The organism is Fundicoccus sp. Sow4_F4, assembly GCF_052116145.1.
Classification (GTDB): domain Bacteria; phylum Bacillota; class Bacilli; order Lactobacillales; family Aerococcaceae; genus Fundicoccus.
Map to the genome: position 1 here is coordinate 25,091 of NZ_JBQKLQ010000012.1, position 19,169 is coordinate 44,259.

Sequence of the window (19,169 nt, forward strand, 5' to 3'; positions counted from 1 at the left end):
AAACTCCTTATTTCTAATATGGGCTGTTACAAAGCCTTAATGGCGTCATAACAAACTCAAGGGAGGAGCTCAGCTAACTGACCCCCTCTAATGTATTATTTCCTTTGGTTATATGTGTTCATAATTTTCAAAAAATCTTTTCCATCTACCCAGTCATCCAGAGCATCTGCCGCTAGTTGACTTGCTTCATTGACTGAGTCCTGCTCTTCTGGTCTGAAAGTGGCGAGTACATGATCGACAACTTTCCAACCTCCCTGAGGTCGTCCTATGCCGACCCGAATACGTTTAAAATCTTGCGCGCCTAGCATTTGGATAATACTCTTTATCCCATTATGTCCACCGGCACTACCATTCTGACGCAAGCGAATCCGTCCAGGCTCCAAGTCTAAATCGTCATAAACAACGACAATATCTTCCATCGCTATGCCATAATAACTCATAAATGGCAGTAGCGCCTCACCCGAAAGGTTCATATAAGTAAAAGGCTTAAGCAAAAGCACTTTGTCTTGCGGATGACGCCAAATTGTATAATCCGCTTTAAATTTTTGGTCCATCATCGTCAAACCATGACGTGCCATCAAGGTATCAATCACATGAAATCCGATATTATGACGTGTGCCATCATAACGATTGCCTGGATTTCCTAAGCCAATAATTAATTTCACGCTTCCATCACCGTAACTTCCTTTTTCATTTCGTTGCCTATTATAACACAAACAACCTTCCCAAAGCCAAAATAGCACTCCAAATATAGAGCGGGAAAACTTTCGCAATTAGCTTAATATTTGTTATAATAAATTCATTACAATTCAAATATAAGGGAGTTACACAGAATGAATCACACACAAAGTTTTTCAAAACACAAAATAATTCTTGTAGGCGACGGCGCAGTTGGTTCTAGTTTCGCATACTCATTAGTAACGCAAAGTGTCGGCCGTGAATTAGGCATCATCGATGTCAATCACGATAAAGCAGAAGGTGATGCTTTAGACTTATCTAATGCTGTTCCATTCTATTCACCCAAATACATTTATGCCGCCGAATACGCTGACTGTGTCGATGCGGATGTTGTGGTTTTATGTGCGGGCGCTGCGCAAAAACCTGGCGAAACACGTCTTGATCTGGTTCATAAAAACTTGAAGATTTATCAAGACATCGTGGGTCAAATAGTAGCCTCAGGCTTTGATGGTATTTTCTTAGTGGCTGCTAACCCCGTGGATATCTTAACTTATGCCACTTGGAAATTTAGTGGTTTCCCGGCTGAACGCGTCATTGGTTCAGGAACATCCTTAGATACTTCACGTTTACGCCAAGAAGTAGCGACTTTAGTTGGGGTCGATGCACGTAACGTTCATGGTTATATTCTAGGTGAACATGGCGATACAGAATTCCCAGTCTGGTCTCACGCGAATATTGGGGGTCTACAGATTAATGAGTGGTTAAAGATCGACGATAGCACCACTGAAGAAGCCTTAGATAAAGTTTTCATCAAGGTACGTGACGCAGCCTATGAAATCATTTCGCGTAAGGGAGCTACTTATTACGGTATAGCCTCTGCCTTGACTCGTATTTGTCAGGCCATTTTTGAAGATCAAAAAGCCATTCTTCCTTTATCTGTTTACCTTGATGGTCAATTTGGCCAAGAAGATGTCTTTATCGGAGCACCAGCGATTATTGGCCGTCAAGGAATTGAGCGAATTATTGAGATTCCATTGAATGAGCTTGAAACAAAACAAATGAATCACTCTGCTTCTACACTGAAACAAGTGATTCAAGAGGGCTTCGCCCGCTTAGACAGCTAAGCTTTAAGAAAGGTACGTTATGTAGAATAGCCCTTGAGCGAATAGTGTATTCGCTTAAGGGTTATTTCTTTAGGTAGAGTTTTAGGTTTGATACAAGCTCCTCTTAAAAAAATGCAAAAAAAAACTAACATTCTGTGCAGACAGAATCTTAGTTATTTTTACTATATATAAATGATATCTATACGAATTCTAACTCAACCGAGTTAGTTAATACATCTTGATAACTAAAAGACACGCGACCGATTTTATTATGATCTTGATCTAGATCCACAATAAACACAGAACGGTAAGTTTCTTTTAAAATCCCCTTGCGTTCTTTCTTCTTCTTGCGACCCATCTGTACCGTAACAATAATCTCTTCTCCAACCTTGTCATCAAGCAATGATTTAATTTCTATTAAATCTTTTGGCATGGTATCACCTCACCTAATATTATACCATACCTTTTCAAAACAATCAATCTTATCATAGACAATGGACAGGTGCAAGTGTTAAACACCATTTCTTACGATATTTTAATACAAAATTGAAAACGCTTCATACAATTGTGCAAACTCGATAATTGTTAGTGATTCCGCACGACGAGAACCATCCAGTCCTACTTGATCCATTATCGCACGAACATCGTCCGCTGATACTTCGTCTGAAGTAAATGCTGCCTTTAAGTTATTCCAGATTGTTTTACGTCTCTGTTTAAAACACGCTTGAACAAATTTTTGAAAGCGATGAGTGTCATCCACTGTCACTAAAGCTTCTTCACGGCGTGTGAGCTTCAGAACAGCTGAATCTACGTTTGGTTTAGGAATAAACACTGTCTTAGGAACGATAAAAGCTGTTTCAGCTTCCATATCATTTTGAATAGCAATCGTCAAGGAGTTATAAGCTTTCGTGCCAACTGAGGCCGTCATTCGTTCAGCAACCTCTTTTTGCATCATCATAATTAAACTTTGGAAAGGCAGGTCACTTGCTAATAAATTCATGATAATAGGTGTCGTAATATAATAAGGTAAGTTTGCGACCACTACTAGACGTTTAACATGATGTAACCATTCGTAATCCTCACTTGCAAAGTCGACGCTTAGAATATCTTGATGTATCACACGCACATTGTCATAAGGCGCTAATGTTTTGGATAATATCTTGACAAAGCGTTGGTCAATCTCAAAGGCCAACACTTCTTTAGCGTGAATCGCTAAGTATTCTGTCAAGGCACCAATTCCTGGTCCAATTTCGATAACAGTGGTTGTTTCATCGACCTCGCCTGCTTCGATCATTTTTTCTAACATATGTGGTTCGACAAGAAAGTTTTGACCTAAGCTCTTTTTCATTTTAATGCCATATTGTTGCATGATTTCAATCGTACGCGACGGTGTCGCAATCATTTTATTCGTTTCCATCCTGACCCTCCTTTGCGTCTAAGCGCTCTGCTTCTTTTAAATATTCTGTTAATTCACTTAAGGTTACTTGGTAAAGTGCTAATTGCTTTTGTAGTTGCTTACCATTTAGATGACCTAAATGAAAATGCTTAGCTACTTTAGCACGACGACTGGCAGCTTCGGGGTGTCCAATCAATTGTAATCGAACTAAATCCGCAAGGGGAATCCGTTCAACAGCATCGGTTAAAGCCAAGTCTGCTACAGCCGCAATTGCTGTTCGAATGGCTTCTGGTGTCGCATGTTCCACACCTAAACTAGCACCTACTTTATTGCCCCGTGAGTCTTCAGGCGACAAATGAGCTTGCTTAGCTTCAGGAATGGCTTCACTAATTATGCGGCGCAAACGTAAACCTTGAAAATCTGGATCCGTAAAGATAATAATTCCGAATTGCTCGGCCGCTTGCTTGATTCGCAAACGCGTCGATTTATTCAAAGCCGAGCCCCCTGTTTCAATTATTTTGACTTCTGGTCCAAAGGTCTCAATTAATCGGGCGGTATCATCGCGACCTTCCACAATGATGACTTGCGTTGGTATTTTGTTAATATATTTATCTGTCATGGTCACTCAATCTTTCATTCATTTGGTCGCCAACGAAAAAGTTCAAAAGCATTGTTCGTCGTTAAAGCCGCGATTTCTTCTAAGGAGACATTACGCACTTGCGCTAGATGTTCTGCAACATAGCGGACATAAGCGGGTTCGTTACGTTTACCTCGTTTAGGAACGGGTGCTAGGTATGGGGCATCAGTTTCTACCAGCAATAATTCACTAGGGACAATTGCTGCTGCTTCTCTAACTTCAATCGACTTTTTAAAAGTCAGTACGCCACTGAAACTGATATGCATGCCTAAATCAATAAAGCCTTTAGCCTCTTCCGCCGTTCCACCAAAGCTGTGCATAATCCCTCCAGCGTCCGGTACACCCGTTTCTTTCAAGATTCGGTAAACATCTTCCGTCGCGTCGCGGTTGTGAATCGTAATCGGTAAATTATGTTCTTTGGCAATTGCAATTTGACGTTTAAATACGTCAGCTTGAGTCGAGCGTGGCGCGCTATCCCAGTAATAGTCCAAACCAATTTCACCGAGCATATACACATTTGGTAATTCCAACCAATGTTCCAAACGACGCTCAAAATCCGGCGTATAATTACTCGCTTCAGTCGGATGGCAGCCAACAACACTAATAATATTTTTATAAGTCTCACTAATAGCTAAAGACCGTTCGATTGTCTGTTCATCAAAACCCACGACTGCCATGTAATGAACGTCTTGCTCAGCGGCTTCTTGAACCAACTTCCCAACCTCATCAACAAATTGATCTGCATTCAAATGCGTGTGTGTATCGAAAATTTTCAATTAAAAAACCCCTTTACTTACTTCTTTCATTATACACTATGTGGGCAACTCAATAATCATACCATAATTAGGTGCTCTCTCACATGTAAGTTGAGCGTCCTTTAAACATTCTTAAGTTTATCATACTGACGCCACTCAATGCTATTCGAATAGGCTTTCACTGTTTGGCTATTAACTGTCACATTCTAGAGACACTATTGTAAAGGTCAAGAAGGTGCATATCGTGTGACATCGAAAAAGGACCGTGATAGGATACATTTATTAAGTACAAGAGAGGGAGTTACACTATGAATAAACTTAAAAAGTTATTAACATTGTCAAGTGCAGGGTTACTATTAAGCACCTTCAATCCTTCAACCTTAAATATTTTTGCTCAGGATGATTCTGATACACAAGAAACATCGGAAACAATTGAAACAGAAACAAATGAGTCAAATGAGTCAACTGAAGCAACGGATGATAAAGAATACGACTTTGAAGTCGAAACTAAGGTCATCAATGCAGATGAAGAAGAAATTGGAACAGCTACTTTCAAACAAGATACAGATGGTGTCGTAACATTAGAATTGAAATTAGAAGGACTCGAAGCAGGCGAATACGGTATGCACATTCACACGGTTGGTTTAGCAACAGCCCCAACGTTTGAAGATGCCGGGGGCCATTTTAACCCCGAAGAGGTTGAACACGGAACTGAATCTGAAACCGGGCCACATGCTGGAGACTTACCAAATTTAGTCGTTGGCGAAGAGGGTACCGTTGAAGAAACGATTGAAATTCCAAACGTTTCACTAGATCCAGAAGGAGAAAATACTTTAAACTCTACAGATGGGACAACATTGATTATTCACGAAGGAACAGACGACTACACCACGCAACCTACTGGTGATGCGGGGGATCGTCAAGCAGCCGCTGTCATCTTTGCCCCATTAGAGGATAGTGAATTTTACGCAGAAGACTCATCTGACGCTTCAAGTGAAGACGCAAATGATGCGACGGACGATACATCGGACGACGCTAATGCAGATGACGCTTCAAGCGACGAAGACAGCGAATAATATATTTCGATAGCTAGTAGCTTGCAATAAAATTTAATGCTTGTATACCTCAAAATAAAAAACTAGACGCTCATTTCAGCTAATAGCTGATAAAGTGTCTAGTTTTTTTGCTGACTTGTAGCTTTTAGCAAGCCCTCACGCATAAGGGTCAATGACTCTACAGTAATTCGTCGTACTTTTTATTACTATCACGACTCTTATGAACCGGATATTTAAGATTGTTCTTCTCAAGTTTATTCGTTATCAAGTCATTCACTTCTAAGTTTAATGACTGAGCCAAGACATAACTATAAATAATGACATCAGCCAACTCATCCTGTAATTCGTCCATTGCCTCTTCATCGGCTAAGACTTCTGACGACTCACGCCACTGGAAAACTTCCAACAACTCAGCTGCTTCCACCGCAATCGCAATTGCGACATCTTTGGCATTGTCCCATAAGGCCCAATTACGCGCTGCACGATAAGCGACAATTTTATCTTCTAAAGACAAATCTGCCGAAATTTCTGATGCATTCGGTTTAGCTGGATACTTTTCAGTATTTCTTTGTAATTTACGGTCCACCAAATAGTCAATATCCAATGCCAAATTACCAGCTAACATGTGTCCATAAATTAACACATCTGCTAATTCATCTTTAATCGCCTCAATATCTGAAACCCCTTCTTCCGCCTCTTTCCACTGGAATATTTCCAACAGTTCTGAGGACTCCAAAGTTATCGACAAGGCCAAATCTTTTTCATTATGAAATTGACGCCAATGACGCGCGTCACGAAACTGATTTACTTTTTCAATATTGTTCATGTTATCCACTCTTTTCGTAAGTTTACAAAAAAATCATTATCTATAGTATACCACATATTGACAGAAAAACGTTAAAAACAAGCCTCCAACAAGAGTAATATTGACAACAAAATATTAACACTAAGGCTGTGCTGTCACACTAATAATTACCACTTACTCCTAACAAATCACACCATGTTATAATCCATACAATGAATAGGAGTGCTTTGCCATTCCATACAGCTTTCCCAAACAAAAAAATTTTATTTAAGGAGCCAATGACATGCAAGGTCTAAAACAACACATTTTCCATTACAATCGTCCCCAAGATAGCAAGGTCAGGCTAATATCAGCAGGAATTTGTATTCTCATCATTAACCTCGTCGGATTCTTATCAGGTAATTACAGCATCAACGCCGTCGCCTCTTTAGGTGTCTTTACTTTTTTACACTACACACCAACCGAAGACGACCGCATCATAAAACGCCTCATGTTTGTCGGACTCATTCTTTTTATTAGTTATGTCCTTGGTTTACTTTCAACCGTTTATATTCTGATGGGACCACTCATCATTGGATTGATTGCTTTCGTTAGTCGCCTGCTGTTTAGACTTTTTAAGCTTGATAAACCAGGGGATTTGTTTATCATCCTTTGTGTGGCAGCTGGGGCATCTAATCCAGTTCAATCAGAAGAAGTCGCCCAGCTGAGTTTGTATTTTTTTCCGGTGTCACCCTGTCTATCTTGATGGGCTACCTCTCTTTAAAAATCGAACAAACACCGAAGCAGTCAACTAGCTTCCAGCTTAACTTGCTCGAACGCATTCGCCAAGGCCCCCGCTCGATTATTGATAGCTTCAGTTTTCGATTACTCTATTTATTGCTAGTTACATTAATCTCGCGGTCGGCTTAGATCAGAAAAGTTGGCTGATTGTATCAACAGCCGACATTTTCGAAGAATGATCGGGACAACTTTAGGGCTCGTTACAGCTACTTTATTGATGTTGGTGCCCATGACCATTGAAGTCAAAATCATCCTCGTTGTGATTATCTGAGTAGTGGTTGAATATTTTATGCCACGCAATTAGTCAATCGGTATCTTTTTCGTCACCAACATGATTTTGTTACAAATGACGCTAACCAATCCTGACATCTGGCCCAGCCTGATTCATTCACGATTTTTTGGAATGTTAATTGGTAGTTTAATTGGTGTCATCTCGGCCTTCATTCAATTCAAACTCTTTGATTTTTACAGCCAAACCTTAATTAATGAAAGAACATACGATTCCAATAAATTCTAACCACCTTTCAGGAATAGAACGATTAGCCAAAAGTTGATTTTCTACTGTCAGATAATGTGTCTATTCCACTCGTGGTGTCTTGACAACAGCGACTTTCCGAACGTTTCTTGTATTATTTATAATTTAAAACAAACTTTACACTATTTTTACAATAGTTAGCGAATACTGAAGACAAATATCATTTTGAAGGAGATTGAATAATGTTTAAATCAATCAAAGCTTTACTTTTAGGCAGTTTAGTTCTAGGCACGATGCTCAATACAGTTGCTTTTGGTCAAGTCGTTACGGCACAAGACGAGGAAGCACTGGAAGTTCAATTTGTTCCTACTAGCAACGATGGTTCAATGGAGGCACGCGCTTTGCCGCTGGCTGAATATTTATCAGAAGCTTTAGGTCGCGAAGTGAATGTAACACTAGCTACAGACTATACAACAATTGTTCAAGCCATGGCTTCGGGCCAAGTTGATTTAGGTATTATGCCACCGGCTGCTTACGTACAAGCGCGCGATTTAGATTCTGCTAAAGCGATTCTGACATCTGTTTTAGGTAAATTTGATGACGAAACTGGTTTGCCAGTGGCAGGCGAAACTACCGGCGCTTTCCAAGGTGAAATTTTAGTCAAAGCGGATAGCGATATGCAAGAACTATCTGATTTAATTGGCAAAAAAATCGCAACCTTAAGTCCTAACTCTGCTTCAGGATACATTTATCCAGTGGCTGAAATGATTAATGCAGGGATCGATATCAATAAAGATGTGACTTTAACGACAGTTAACGATATTCCAAGTGAGATTACCGCTGTTTTAAATGGTCAACAGGATGCTGCGTTTGTATTTGAAGGCGCTCGTGTAGTGTTCGCAGGTGCTTTCCCAGATAATGACTTAATGAAAGAGTTACGTGTGCTTTATTTAACGGAAGGTGAAATTCCTAACGACGCGATTGCGGTTCAACCAGATATGGATGAAGATTTGCAAGAAGCGATTAAAGAAGCATTCTTAACAATGGGCGACACAGAAGAAGGCTTAGAAATCATGTCTCTTTGGAGCCACTTAGGTTACACAGAGGTTGACGAAGCAATTTATGACCAAATTAAAGAATACACTGAGATTGCCGCTCAATAAATAATTTTTGATTAGTCCAACAGATAGTCAACTTTCAGTAGCGATTCGCATACAGAAAGTTGGCTATTTTTTTGGCTAACTGGGAGGAAAAAATATGATAGAACTCAATAATGTCACGAAGATTTTCCCAAACGGGGTCACTGGTTTAAAAAACATCAATTTAACGATTCACAAGGGGGAATTTGTGTGTATTATCGGCCTTAGTGGTGCTGGTAAGAGTACTTTATTACGCAGTTTAAACCGTTTAAATGATGTCTCAGAAGGTGAAGTCAAAATTGCGGGTGAGTCAATTACCAATGCTAACGCTCGTCAGTTGCGTCGTATGCGTCGCAATATCGGGATGATTTTCCAACAATTTAACTTAGTTCGAAAAAACACCGTTCAAAAGAATGTCATTTCTGGGCGTTTAGGTTACTACTCTAATTGGCAAACTTTATTAGGTCTCTTTTCAAAAGAAGATTATGCTAGAACTGAGACAGCTCTGGAAAAAGTGGGCTTGGCTGACAAGTTGAAGGACCGTAGTGATTCCTTGAGTGGTGGGCAACAACAAAGAGTCTCAATCGCTCGAACGATTGTCCAAGAAGCTGATCTTATTTTAGCGGATGAGCCTGTATCAGCCTTAGATCCGGTAACTTCTGAAACAGTCATGAATGACTTCAAACGCTTGAACGAAGAAAACGAACGCACAATTGTCATCAATATTCACTCGGTTGATTTAGCTCGCCGCTATGCATCACGAATTATCGGCATGCGCGCTGGCGAAATTGTCTTTGATGGTCCGGCTTATGCAGCAACCGATGAAAAATTAAATGAAATATACGGTAAAGCAATTTTCGAAAATGAAGCACAGGCTAATTTAAAGGCCTTGGAAGTCAAAATCGAAACAGATTTACGCCAAGAACATGTAAATGACGACTCGACTAATGTATCGACTGAGGGTTAAGTAGGAAGGATGGGTTAATGATGAAACATAAAGATACAATCTATGACAATCTTCTTAAACAATTCGGCGGCACTCTATTGATAGTGCTTTTATTTCTGATGGCTGGTAGCTTAATTAATGCCGATTGGTCAGAAGTCGCAGATAATCGCAGACAAGCCGCTATGTTCTTAGAAGGTTTCTTGAAACCTGAATGGTCTTATATTGACAGACTGATTGAACCAATGATTGAAACCATTTTAATGTCAGTGTCTGGTACCTTTTTAGGTGTGGTATTTGCGATTCCGGCTGCGTTTCTAGGAACCAATTTGGTAACACGCAATCCAATCATCACCTTTGTTTTCCGGACTTACTTTAGTTTATTTCGCACGATCCCTAACTTGTTACTGGCCGCATTGTTGGTGGCAATTATTGGAATTGGTGAGTTAACCGGGGTGTTAACGATAGCCATCTTTACTTTCGGCATGGTTTCACAATTAATTTTCTCGACGATTGAAACGATTGATATTGGTCCACTTGAAGCGGATGAATCAATTGGCGCTACACGTTTTCAAATGGCAGTTAATGCTGTCTGGCCACAAGTCGCTCACAGCGTCTTCGCCTATGCCTTATATGCTTTCGAGGTAAACATTCGTGCGTCGGCTGTCTTAGGTTATGTCGGTGCTGGCGGGATTGGCGTGATGCTAAATACCGCTTTAAGCTTCATGCAGTTTGGCCGTGTAAGTTTAATTATTTTAATTATCTTATTACTAGTTTTCCTTACGAGTTGGATTAGCGAATATATTAGACGGGAGGTTATCTAATGAAGTCGAATAAATTGATTAATCGAAGTTTACTGTTTGTCTTGGTCGCCCTCACCTTCTATGCCTTTTTAACGCTTGATTACTCTAACCTCGTTAATTTACAGTTCAGCAATATTTGGCATATTGTCACCAGCCTATTGCAACCTGATTTTAGTTACGTCTATGATGGCACAAGCGAAGACTTAGTACATTTAATGTTCCAAACAGTCGTGATTGCTTTTTACGGTACAATTATTGGCTCGATTCTATCGATTCCATTTATTTTACTAAGTGCCAAATCGACATGGGGACGTCTGACTTTGATTCCTTTAGGGATGCGAGGTTTATTAAACTTAATGCGTTCCGTTCCAGCTTTGATTTATGCAATTTTATTTGTACGCGTTGTAGGTCCAGGTCCTTTTGCGGGTGCCTTGGCTTTAGGTGTACAATTAGTCGGTATGCTGGGAAAATTAGTCAGTGAGGAACTCGACCGCATTGATGAAACTCCAATTGAGTCGATGCGAGCAGTCGGTGCCAGTTCCAGTCAAATTTTCCAATACGCACGCTTACCACAAGTCTTACCCATTGCCGCGTCGCATGTGCTCAATCATTTTGAAATCAACGTGCGTAGTGCGACCACCTTAGGCTTGGTTGGTGCTGGCGGGATTGGTGCACCCATTATTTTTGCTTTACAACAAAGAAATTGGGCCCGTGTCAGTATCATTTTACTCGCGATTATTTTGGTCGTTGTTGTAATTGATTTGATGAGTAGTAAAATTCGCCAGAAGTTATTATAGAAAGGGTGCTTTTATGACGCAGATTTCCATCGCTGCCACAACAGATGTTCATGGCTTTTTAGATGAAGGCCTGGCAATCATACCAACTGTATTAGAAGTCGTGACTGCTGATCTTTTAATGGATAATGGCGATTTTTTCGTCGGTAGCCCCTTTGCAGCCTACAGCTATGACCAAAAGATGATTAGTCCGCTAGTCACCGTTGCTAATGATTTAGCTTATGATGTGATGATTCCAGGAAATCATGATCTGGATTTCGGCTTAGCTTGGCTACAAAGACAAGTAAGTGAGTTGAAAGCAGATTATATTTGCGCGAATTTAAAGGATATTAGTGGGACCCCTATTTTTCCAGCCTATACGATTAAATCGGTCAAAGGTGTAAAAGTAGCCATCATCGGTTTGATGACCGCCGCTTTTAACCAGTTATGTTCCCGCAAAGTCGCAGAAGAAGTTGTCGTCGAAAATCCTTTTGTGGCGTTGCAAGATGTATTGGAGCACTTGAATAATGAAGAGTCTTACGATTTAGTGATTGTGAGCTACCACGGCGGCTTAACCAACGATCCTGAAACAGGTGCCACTTGGTTTTACCCCTCAATGGAGGACCAAGCCTATCAACTGATGGAAGCTTTTCCTGAAATCAATAGCTTAATTTGTGGCCACCAACACTTTACCAATACTGGAATCCACCTCACCAAACCGCCTTCTTACAAGTTGGAACACGCGCACATTATTTTGGTTTACAACGCTTTAAAGTTTACGAGGATCACACAGAAATTATTGAGAATCGCTTGTTAAATTTGCGAAATCAAGCAATTGACTATCCCTTGGGACCAGAGCGTACAATTTACCAGTCTTGGCTTCAACAAAATGTGACGCTGTCAAACATTCAGTCTTGGATTGAACATCGTTACCCAGCCGATGGTTACTTGTTGGATTTCAGTGCCCGGACACTGGGTGAATTCAGCGCCGAACTGAGCGCACCTTTCCCCTTAAGCTACTATTACTTGCCGGGCAAGGAAATCCCTTCTGTATCTGACCAGGTCCTGGCCTTTGACCCTGACCATTTTTATTCAATCGTGGCGATTACAGGCCGCCTGCCTCAAACGCGTCTGCGTGAGGGCGTCTTGCTACCACTGTTCGACGAAATCATTAAACATACGGCCTATTAAAAGAAAACCAGGTCTTCCTTGAAGGATAACCTGGTTTTTTATCTATTCATAAATGAGTCCTTAAGTCACTCGCTTGTTTAGTGACTCGTGATTTCTATTCTAATCTGACCACTAAAACTAGCCAGACTGATAGATTGACTGAGTCTACGAGTCAACATGTATACATTCAAACAGCCCACAACCAAGTACATTCCACAATAAACCCAAAAACAGCCTGACGAGTTTGACGCTCGTCAGGCTGTAAGTCTGTTGTGTTATTCACTTAACCTAGTAATGCACCGTTTTCAGCGTCATCCGGAGCAAAGATAAGCGATAAGTCGCCATCGCTTTCTGCAGACAGAATCATCCCTTGGCTAATATGACCCATCATTTTACGCGGCTTCAAGTTCGCTACAACCGTTAGTTTGCGACCAATCAACGCTTCATGATCTGGGTAGTATTTCGCAATTCCTGATAAAATTTGACGGTGCCCTTTGTCGCCGGCATCTAAGCGGAAACGCAGCAATTTATTTGAGCCTTCCACGGGTTGAACATCGATCACTTCAGCAACTTTCATTTCAAGCTTGATGAAATCATCAAATTCAATCGCTGGTGTTTCGTAGTGTACAAGTTCAACTTCCGCTGGATTCCAATTAGGATCGTTCACAGTTGGTTCACCACCATCAGCAGTCTCGTCATTATTATCAACCGCCATCAAATCGTGAATGTAGGTGACTTCAACATCAGTATCTAGACGTGGGAAGATTGGCACACCTTTTTTAATGACTACTTGGCCTGCTTCAATCTGTCCCCAGGCCAAGCTTTCCAAGCTACGGTCTAACTCATTAGCCAAACCTAACTGCTCGAAAATCTGAGCTGGAGCGCTCGTCATAAACGGACGTAATAAATGGCCAGCTAGACGCAATACTTCAGCTAAATGATTCATCACAGATTTCAATTGTGGATGAGTTGCTTCATCTTTAATCAATACCCAAGGCGACGTCTCATCAATATACTTATTCGCACGCGAGACAATGTTCATCACATGATCTAACGCTTGGTTGAAAGATAAAGCATCCATTGACGCGTGGAAGGCTTCAATTTCAGTCAATACATATTCTTCAAACACACTATCAAATTCAGTCGCCGTTACACCTTCTGCAGCTACTGGAATTTGACCATCGAAGTATTTATTCATCATCGCAACCGTACGATTTAATAAATTTCCTAAATCATTTGCTAATTCAAAGTTAATCCGGTTAACGAAACTCTCTGGCGTAAAGACCGTATCATTTCCTTGACTCATTTCACGTAGTAGGTAGAAACGTGTCGCATCTAAACCATAACGCTCAATTAATTGTTCTGGATAAATGACGTTACCTTTAGATTTAGACATCTTGCCGTCTTTCATTAACATCCAACCATGCGCAAAAATCTTTTTAGGTAATGGTAAACCTAAAGCCATTAACATTGTTGGCCAATAAATCATATGGAAACGTGATATATCTTTCCCAATCACATGCACATCTGCAGGCCAGTATTTATTGAATAAAGTCTCGTCATCGCTACCGTAGCCTAAAGCCGTGATATAGTTAATTAAAGCATCAATCCATACATAAACCACATGTTTAGGATCAGACTGAACCGGAATTCCCCAAGTAAAAGTCGTTCTTGAAACAGCTAAATCTTCCAAGCCAGGCTTGATAAAATTATTGATCATTTCCGTTTTACGAAAGGCTGGTACTAGGAAGTCCTCATGCGCTTCGTAATATTCCACTAAACGATCCGCATATTTACTCATACGGAAAAAATAAGATTCCTCTTTAACCAATTCAACATTATGTCCACTTGGTGCTTTACCACCAACGACATTACCAGCCGCATCTTTGTAGACCTCAATTAATTGACTTTCAGTAAAGAATTCCTCATCACTAATTGAGTACCAACCTTGATACTCTCCTAGGTAAATGTCGCCTTGCGCTAATAATTGCTCGAAAGCTTTTTGAGTAGACGCTATATGATAATCATCTGTTGTACGGATAAAGTAGTCGTTAGAAATATCTAAAGACTTCCATAAAGCTTTAATTGAATCTGCCATGCCATCCACATATTCTTTTGGACTTATATCAAGTTCATTTGCCTTGGCTTCAATTTTCTGACCATGTTCATCAGTACCTGTTAAAAAGAATACATCATAACCCATCAGTCGTTTGTAACGCGACATCGCATCGCAAGCTAAAGTAGAATAAGCATTCCCAATGTGGAGCTTGCCACTTGGGTAATAAATAGGCGTTGTTATATAAAAAGTTGGTTTGTTCGATTGTTCGGTCACGAATGAGTGCCCCTTTCAAATTAAGTAATCATAACTGGGTTCAATTATAACACAGAACACACCCCTGTGGACAAAATAGGGCCATAGATTGTCTAGTGAATGACAATATTTACCACTTCCATCGCCTTTCTATCAAACTTAATTAGCAATTCACAAAGAAATCGTTTAAACTAATAATATGAATACTATTTATATAGTAATTATGCTCAATAATCCCGGCTGAAAAACTCACCTAAACAGCTTTAATTCATATTTTGTAAAGGGTGTTGTATTTTTAATTAGCCAAATATAGACTGAGCAATTAACTGATACTGGGAGGAAAAATATGACAAGATTACTAAACGAAAAGATGATTAGAGAATTGCTGACAATTAAAGAAATCAACGAAATCGTCGATCGAACTTTCAAAGATTTCGGTGACGATAAAGTGATTAATCCACCAAAAGTCAATTTAGATTTAGGTGAAACAGGAAATTATCCTTATTATGAAGGCTTCATGAACGCGATGCCTGCTTATATCGGTGGGACTTCAGATATTGCTGGTTTGAAATGGGTAGGTGGCTTTGCTGGTGAAAGAAAGAAAGCTGACTTACCTTATATTACTGCAATGATTTTGTTAGTGAATCCACAAGTAGGTAATTTCGAGGCTGTTCTTGAAGGTTCATATATTTCGAATATGCGTACAGGGTCGCAAACTGCTGTTGCTTTGAAATATTTACATCCTAAAAAAGAAATCACCATTGGTATGTATGGCGCCGGCCTTCAAGCCAGAACGCAAATCCAAACAATATCTGAATGGTTCGACATTACTCGTTTAGTAGTCTGGAATCACCGCCGTGTAACGGCAGAGTCATTTGCCCAAGAGATGAAGCAATATGTAACTGGCGAGATTATTGTTGCTGACCCTGCTAAACCGGAGGAAGCAGCCAATAACGATGCCTTAATTACAGTGACTCCGGCTCAAGAACCCTTCTTAACTAAAGAGATGGTCAAGCCTGGTACCATTGTCTTTCCAATGGGCTCTTTCCAAGAAGTTAGCGATGATTTGATTTTAGCAGCAGATAAAATTATCGTCGACCATGCAGAACAAGCCTTGCACCGCGGCGCGCTAAAAAGCTTAAATAGTGATGGTATAATCACTGAAGAAAACATCACAACTACGATTGGCGAATTAGCTGTTGGCAAAGCAAGCGTTGGCGACCTTTCAAATGGGATCACCTTGTGTATTCCTATTGGTACGGGCGCTTTAGATGTGGCTGTCGCCGCTCGAGCTTATGAAAAAGCGGTTGAACAAGGAATTGGTGAAAGCTTTATTTTCTTCGACAATTCATTTTAAACATTAAAAAGAGAGTGTCATTCAGCCTTATATATAACAGCTGAATGGCACTCTTTTCTTTCCTTTATCATCACGTTCTCACTAGTAAGGAACGAACTTGTTGACGGTAACGATAAATAAAACTGAAGGTTACTAATAAAATTGGGAAAACCGTCGCTACAATGAAACCATACTTTAAATTCTCACTAAACAGGCCTGCAACGCCTCCAACGATACTTGGCCCAACTGCACAACCGATATCTCCCGCCAAGGCTAAGATAGCAAATAAGGCTGTTCCTCCTTTGGGAATGCTTTGGGCAGCGATACTGAAAACTCCCGGCCATAAAATACCAACTGACAAGCCACAGATTGCACTACCGACCAGAGACAATACCGGATTAGGTGCAAATACTACCAATAAATAAGAGGCAATACATAGAACGCCGCTTCCCGTAATAAAACTTAACAAATCAATCCGCTCACTATATTTCGCATAGAATACACGAGCAAGCCCCATTAAAATTGCGAACATTGTAGGGCCTAATAAATCACCCACTGTTTTAGAAATTCCCAAGCCACTCTCAGCAAATGCTGACGACCACTGCGCCATCGCTTGCTCTGATGCTCCAGCCGAAATCATTAACACAATGAAAATCCAAAAAGTCTTCATTGAAAATAAGGCTTTGACTGTCATCGAGTCACCCTCTTGCGTTAACATCGCAATCGGAACTTGCGAATAGTAAAAAGCATTCCCTATAACAAACAATGCCCAAATACCGGCTAAGATATTCCATGACTGTGAGCCAAATACATGTAAGAATAATGTTGAGAAAACAACCACTAGGACCATCCCCCAGCAGTAAAAGGAATGTAATAAACTCATTGACGAGGCTTTATTTCCTGTAGGCGCCGCTTCGACAATCGGACTAATTAGGACTTCAATTAACCCACCTCCAACCGCATAGGTCATCACTGCTGCTAATAAAGCTAAAAACTTATGATTAGTCAGTAAGGGGAAAACACCCAAGCCCAGAATACCAACTGCCGCAAAAATATGGGCCGCCACAATACAAATTTTGTAGCCAATTCGGTCAACAAAATTGATGGCTAACATATCCACAACTAATTGTGTTAAAAAGTTAATAGTAATTAGTAAAGTCATCTGTTCTAAAGGTATATTAAAAGAATCTCGGAAAATTAAAAATAATAGCGGTGCAAAATTATTGATGATTGCTTGCGTCACATAGCCCAAATAACTCGCTCGTAACGTATCTTGATAAGTAAATTGTTTCATTCACTTAAGTCCTTTCACTTTTTCTAACTAACGGTATAATAATAACTTTAACTATCATAATATCATCATAATAAAGTCTGTTCTAGCTTTTTATGATCTAGGTATCATCAGTTTGCATTGGCACCCTGAAGTCGAAATGGCTTATGTTTTCCAAGGAACAGTCAAATGGAAACTCAATCAAGAGACCGTCATTCTTAACTCAGGTAGAGGGGGATTTATCAATGCACAAGTTTTACATAGCGCTGAACCGGTTAACTCCAAGCATGCCCATATGATTTCCATTGTCTTTGACCCAACAGTCGTGGCCACCAAAAGCAACTTAGTCTTCCACCGTTACATACAACCGATTTTTCAGAATAGCTCTTTAAATTATCTAGTTTTGACAGAAGACACCGCCTGGCAACTCGTCGCCTTAGATGCCATCAGTAAAATACATTATTATTCTGAATACGAGCCTATCGCTTTCGAGCTAACGTTTATCCATGATGTAAATCCACCAACACTTCGCAGAAGTAATTACTTTACAAAGTCTAGCTGATGTCGCAAACATTAGCGCTAGTGAATGTCAGCGCTATTTCACCCATTTTATATCCCTTACCCCAATTCAATATTTGATACACTATCGTTTAGAAGTAGCAGCTAAATATTTATGCGAACGCTCTTATAATATCTCGGATATTGAATTAACATGCGGCTTCGAAAGCCATAGCTACTTTAGTAAACAATTCAAAGAAACATACGGTCTTTCCCCTACTGCATACCGTAAACAAATTATAGCCTAAAACTTGTTGCTTAAACTCATACTAACAGACAGACGATTGTGGTCTGTCTGTTAGCATGAGTATCGCTTATCTATACGGACACTCAATCTTATTAGTTGGATGAGTCCAGTTAGCCTAGTTGCGGATTTAATTATTTCGGCTAATTTTATATATAAAAAAGACAGATCACGAGGACCTGTCTTGTTATTTATATAATTAGTTAACTCTTAATGCAAAGCTTGGCATAAAGTAAGAGCTAATGCTGTTGTACTCTAAGGGTGTTCCTGGTTGAGAAGCGTGAATGTAGTCTCCGTTACCCGTTGCGATCGCTACGTGGTAAGTGCTTCCTGGTGAACCCCAGAAATATAAGTCTCCAGCTTGGGCTGATGAAACATCCATTTTTGTTCCTGAATGTTCTTGCGCGCCAGTCCAACCACCGATATCAACGCCGTAAGTTTCTTTAAATACATATTGAACGAAACCTGAACAGTCGAAACCACTTGGTGATTTTCCACCCCATACATAAGGTGTTCCTAAGTATTGAGAGGCATTATCAAGTAATGTTGATGCGTTAGCTGCTGACTCTTCAGCTTTTTCAGCTGCGTCTGCTGCTGCTTGAGCTAAGCGATCTGCTTCTGCCTTAGCCGCTTCTGCTGCGATTCTGTCTGCTTCTGCTTGGGCTGCTTCTTCTGCTGCGATTCTGTCCGCTTCTGCTTGAGCCGCTTCTTCTGCTGCAGTGTTATCTTCGACTACCGGCACTTCAACTTCAGGTACTTCTACAACTGGAGTTTCTTCTACCGGCACTTCAACTTCAGGTACTTCTACAACTGGAGTTTCTTCTACCGGCACTTCAACTTCAGGTACTTCTACGACTGGAGTTTCTTCTACTGGCACTTCAACTTCAGGTACTTCTACGACTGGAGTTTCTTCTACTGGCACTTCAACTTCAGGTACT

The 19,169-nt window shown here is 40.3% G+C and carries 21 protein-coding genes and 1 pseudogene; 12 read left to right on the forward strand and 10 right to left on the reverse strand.

All coding sequences use genetic code 11. The features are described 5' to 3' along the window. Window positions 1-95: 95 nt before the first annotated feature. Window positions 96-665, reverse strand: a complete 570-nt coding sequence (pth, locus tag ACTQ5J_RS12960) for an aminoacyl-tRNA hydrolase (RefSeq protein ID WP_441753590.1) — start codon at window positions 663-665, stop codon at window positions 96-98. A gap of 168 nt (window positions 666-833) precedes the next feature. Between pth and ACTQ5J_RS12965 the strand changes: the two genes are divergently transcribed. Continuing rightward, on the forward strand, window positions 834-1,802 hold the full coding sequence (locus ACTQ5J_RS12965) for an L-lactate dehydrogenase (RefSeq protein WP_441753592.1): 969 nt from the start codon (window positions 834-836) through the stop codon (window positions 1,800-1,802). A 178-nt stretch (window positions 1,803-1,980) separates the two neighbouring features. Here the strand turns inward: ACTQ5J_RS12965 and ACTQ5J_RS12970 are convergent, their stop codons facing one another. From ACTQ5J_RS12970 to ACTQ5J_RS12985, 4 genes are all read right to left on the reverse strand, one after another. Then, complete coding sequence (locus ACTQ5J_RS12970; RefSeq protein ID WP_441753594.1) at window positions 1,981-2,214, reverse strand: Veg family protein; 234 nt, start codon at window positions 2,212-2,214, stop codon at window positions 1,981-1,983. 102 nt (window positions 2,215-2,316) lie between these two features. Next, the gene (rsmA, locus tag ACTQ5J_RS12975) at window positions 2,317-3,198 is read right to left on the reverse strand and encodes a 16S rRNA (adenine(1518)-N(6)/adenine(1519)-N(6))-dimethyltransferase RsmA (protein WP_441753596.1); all 882 of its coding nucleotides are present in this window, start codon (window positions 3,196-3,198) and stop codon (window positions 2,317-2,319) included. After that, entirely contained in the window at window positions 3,185-3,796 is a 612-nt protein-coding gene (gene rnmV / locus ACTQ5J_RS12980; RefSeq protein WP_441753598.1) for a ribonuclease M5, read from the reverse strand. The genes rsmA and rnmV overlap by 14 nt, the downstream gene beginning before the upstream one ends. Before the next feature lie 14 nt (window positions 3,797-3,810). Further along, entirely contained in the window at window positions 3,811-4,590 is a 780-nt protein-coding gene (locus ACTQ5J_RS12985; RefSeq protein ID WP_441753600.1) for a TatD family hydrolase, read from the reverse strand. Window positions 4,591-4,877: 287 nt separating this feature from the next. On the opposite strand from ACTQ5J_RS12985, the gene ACTQ5J_RS12990 reads away from it, so the two are divergent. Then, entirely contained in the window at window positions 4,878-5,645 is a 768-nt protein-coding gene (locus ACTQ5J_RS12990) for a superoxide dismutase family protein (RefSeq protein ID WP_441753601.1), read from the forward strand. Window positions 5,646-5,802: 157 nt separating this feature from the next. Here ACTQ5J_RS12990 and ACTQ5J_RS12995 read toward each other — a convergent pair whose 3' ends face one another. Next, on the reverse strand, window positions 5,803-6,048 hold the full coding sequence (locus ACTQ5J_RS12995; RefSeq protein WP_441753619.1) for a MazG-like family protein: 246 nt from the start codon (window positions 6,046-6,048) through the stop codon (window positions 5,803-5,805). A 108-nt stretch (window positions 6,049-6,156) separates the two neighbouring features. Further along, a pseudogene (locus ACTQ5J_RS13000) lies at window positions 6,157-6,450 on the reverse strand (nucleotide pyrophosphohydrolase); the annotation flags it as partial. Window positions 6,451-6,712: 262 nt separating this feature from the next. Between ACTQ5J_RS13000 and ACTQ5J_RS13005 the strand changes: the two are divergent. The 7 genes from ACTQ5J_RS13005 to ACTQ5J_RS13035 all read left to right on the forward strand — a co-directional run bounded on the left by ACTQ5J_RS13005 (window position 6,713) and on the right by ACTQ5J_RS13035 (window position 12,533). Next, entirely contained in the window at window positions 6,713-7,174 is a 462-nt protein-coding gene (locus ACTQ5J_RS13005) for a hypothetical protein (protein WP_441753603.1), read from the forward strand. A 749-nt stretch (window positions 7,175-7,923) separates the two neighbouring features. Beyond that, window positions 7,924-8,847: a phosphate/phosphite/phosphonate ABC transporter substrate-binding protein gene (locus tag ACTQ5J_RS13010; protein WP_441753621.1), complete on the forward strand. Its 924-nt coding sequence runs from the start codon at window positions 7,924-7,926 to the stop codon at window positions 8,845-8,847. 94 nt (window positions 8,848-8,941) lie between these two features. Continuing rightward, window positions 8,942-9,790, forward strand: a complete 849-nt coding sequence (phnC, locus tag ACTQ5J_RS13015; protein WP_441753604.1) for a phosphonate ABC transporter ATP-binding protein — start codon at window positions 8,942-8,944, stop codon at window positions 9,788-9,790. 20 nt (window positions 9,791-9,810) lie between these two features. Next, entirely contained in the window at window positions 9,811-10,590 is a 780-nt protein-coding gene (phnE, locus tag ACTQ5J_RS13020; RefSeq protein WP_441753623.1) for a phosphonate ABC transporter, permease protein PhnE, read from the forward strand. Continuing rightward, window positions 10,590-11,366 carry a phosphonate ABC transporter, permease protein PhnE gene (phnE, locus tag ACTQ5J_RS13025; protein WP_441753606.1) on the forward strand — a complete coding sequence of 259 codons (777 nt, stop codon included), beginning with the start codon at window positions 10,590-10,592 and terminating at the stop codon, window positions 11,364-11,366. The genes phnE (ACTQ5J_RS13020) and phnE (ACTQ5J_RS13025) overlap by 1 nt, the downstream gene beginning before the upstream one ends. 13 nt (window positions 11,367-11,379) lie before the next feature. Continuing rightward, a complete protein-coding gene (locus tag ACTQ5J_RS13030; RefSeq protein WP_441753608.1) occupies window positions 11,380-12,159 on the forward strand; it encodes a metallophosphoesterase in 780 nt (259 codons plus the stop codon). Next, a complete protein-coding gene (locus tag ACTQ5J_RS13035) occupies window positions 12,153-12,533 on the forward strand; it encodes a hypothetical protein (RefSeq protein ID WP_441753609.1) in 381 nt (126 codons plus the stop codon). The genes ACTQ5J_RS13030 and ACTQ5J_RS13035 overlap by 7 nt, the downstream gene beginning before the upstream one ends. Before the next feature lie 262 nt (window positions 12,534-12,795). Here ACTQ5J_RS13035 and metG read toward each other — a convergent pair whose 3' ends face one another. After that, window positions 12,796-14,844, reverse strand: a complete 2,049-nt coding sequence (gene metG / locus ACTQ5J_RS13040) for a methionine--tRNA ligase (RefSeq protein ID WP_441753611.1) — start codon at window positions 14,842-14,844, stop codon at window positions 12,796-12,798. A 325-nt stretch (window positions 14,845-15,169) separates the two neighbouring features. Here metG and ACTQ5J_RS13045 point away from each other — a divergent pair, with 325 nt between their 5' ends. Beyond that, window positions 15,170-16,180, forward strand: coding sequence for an ornithine cyclodeaminase family protein (locus ACTQ5J_RS13045; protein WP_441753613.1), 1,011 nt, complete (start codon window positions 15,170-15,172; stop codon window positions 16,178-16,180). A 70-nt stretch (window positions 16,181-16,250) separates the two neighbouring features. Here ACTQ5J_RS13045 and ACTQ5J_RS13050 read toward each other — a convergent pair whose 3' ends face one another. Then, window positions 16,251-17,453 (reverse strand): MFS transporter, encoded by a 1,203-nt coding sequence (locus ACTQ5J_RS13050; protein WP_441753615.1) that lies wholly within the window; start codon window positions 17,451-17,453, stop codon window positions 16,251-16,253. 112 nt (window positions 17,454-17,565) lie between these two features. Here ACTQ5J_RS13050 and ACTQ5J_RS13055 point away from each other — a divergent pair, with 112 nt between their 5' ends. Continuing rightward, complete coding sequence (locus ACTQ5J_RS13055) at window positions 17,566-17,991, forward strand: cupin domain-containing protein (RefSeq protein WP_441753616.1); 426 nt, start codon at window positions 17,566-17,568, stop codon at window positions 17,989-17,991. 49 nt (window positions 17,992-18,040) lie between these two features. Beyond that, complete coding sequence (locus tag ACTQ5J_RS13060; protein ID WP_441753625.1) at window positions 18,041-18,235, forward strand: helix-turn-helix transcriptional regulator; 195 nt, start codon at window positions 18,041-18,043, stop codon at window positions 18,233-18,235. A 195-nt stretch (window positions 18,236-18,430) separates the two neighbouring features. Here the strand turns inward: ACTQ5J_RS13060 and ACTQ5J_RS13065 are convergent. After that, a partial coding sequence (locus ACTQ5J_RS13065) for a C40 family peptidase (protein ID WP_441753617.1) occupies window positions 18,431-19,169 on the reverse strand: 739 nt, incomplete at its 5' end.

Coding starts and splice junctions, on each gene's coding strand:
- phnC (WP_441753604.1), top strand. CDS start 8,942: ATGATAGAACTCAATAATGTCACGAAGATTTTCCCAAACGGGGTCACT.
- phnE (WP_441753606.1), top strand. CDS start 10,590: ATGAAGTCGAATAAATTGATTAATCGAAGTTTACTGTTTGTCTTGGTC.
- ACTQ5J_RS12965 (WP_441753592.1), top strand. CDS start 834: ATGAATCACACACAAAGTTTTTCAAAACACAAAATAATTCTTGTAGGC.
- ACTQ5J_RS13005 (WP_441753603.1), top strand. CDS start 6,713: ATGCAAGGTCTAAAACAACACATTTTCCATTACAATCGTCCCCAAGAT.
- ACTQ5J_RS13030 (WP_441753608.1), top strand. CDS start 11,380: ATGACGCAGATTTCCATCGCTGCCACAACAGATGTTCATGGCTTTTTA.
- rsmA (WP_441753596.1), bottom strand. CDS start 3,198: ATGGAAACGAATAAAATGATTGCGACACCGTCGCGTACGATTGAAATC.
- ACTQ5J_RS13050 (WP_441753615.1), bottom strand. CDS start 17,453: ATGAAACAATTTACTTATCAAGATACGTTACGAGCGAGTTATTTGGGC.
- ACTQ5J_RS12970 (WP_441753594.1), bottom strand. CDS start 2,214: ATGCCAAAAGATTTAATAGAAATTAAATCATTGCTTGATGACAAGGTT.
- phnE (WP_441753623.1), top strand. CDS start 9,811: ATGAAACATAAAGATACAATCTATGACAATCTTCTTAAACAATTCGGC.
- rnmV (WP_441753598.1), bottom strand. CDS start 3,796: ATGACAGATAAATATATTAACAAAATACCAACGCAAGTCATCATTGTG.
- ACTQ5J_RS13045 (WP_441753613.1), top strand. CDS start 15,170: ATGACAAGATTACTAAACGAAAAGATGATTAGAGAATTGCTGACAATT.
- ACTQ5J_RS12990 (WP_441753601.1), top strand. CDS start 4,878: ATGAATAAACTTAAAAAGTTATTAACATTGTCAAGTGCAGGGTTACTA.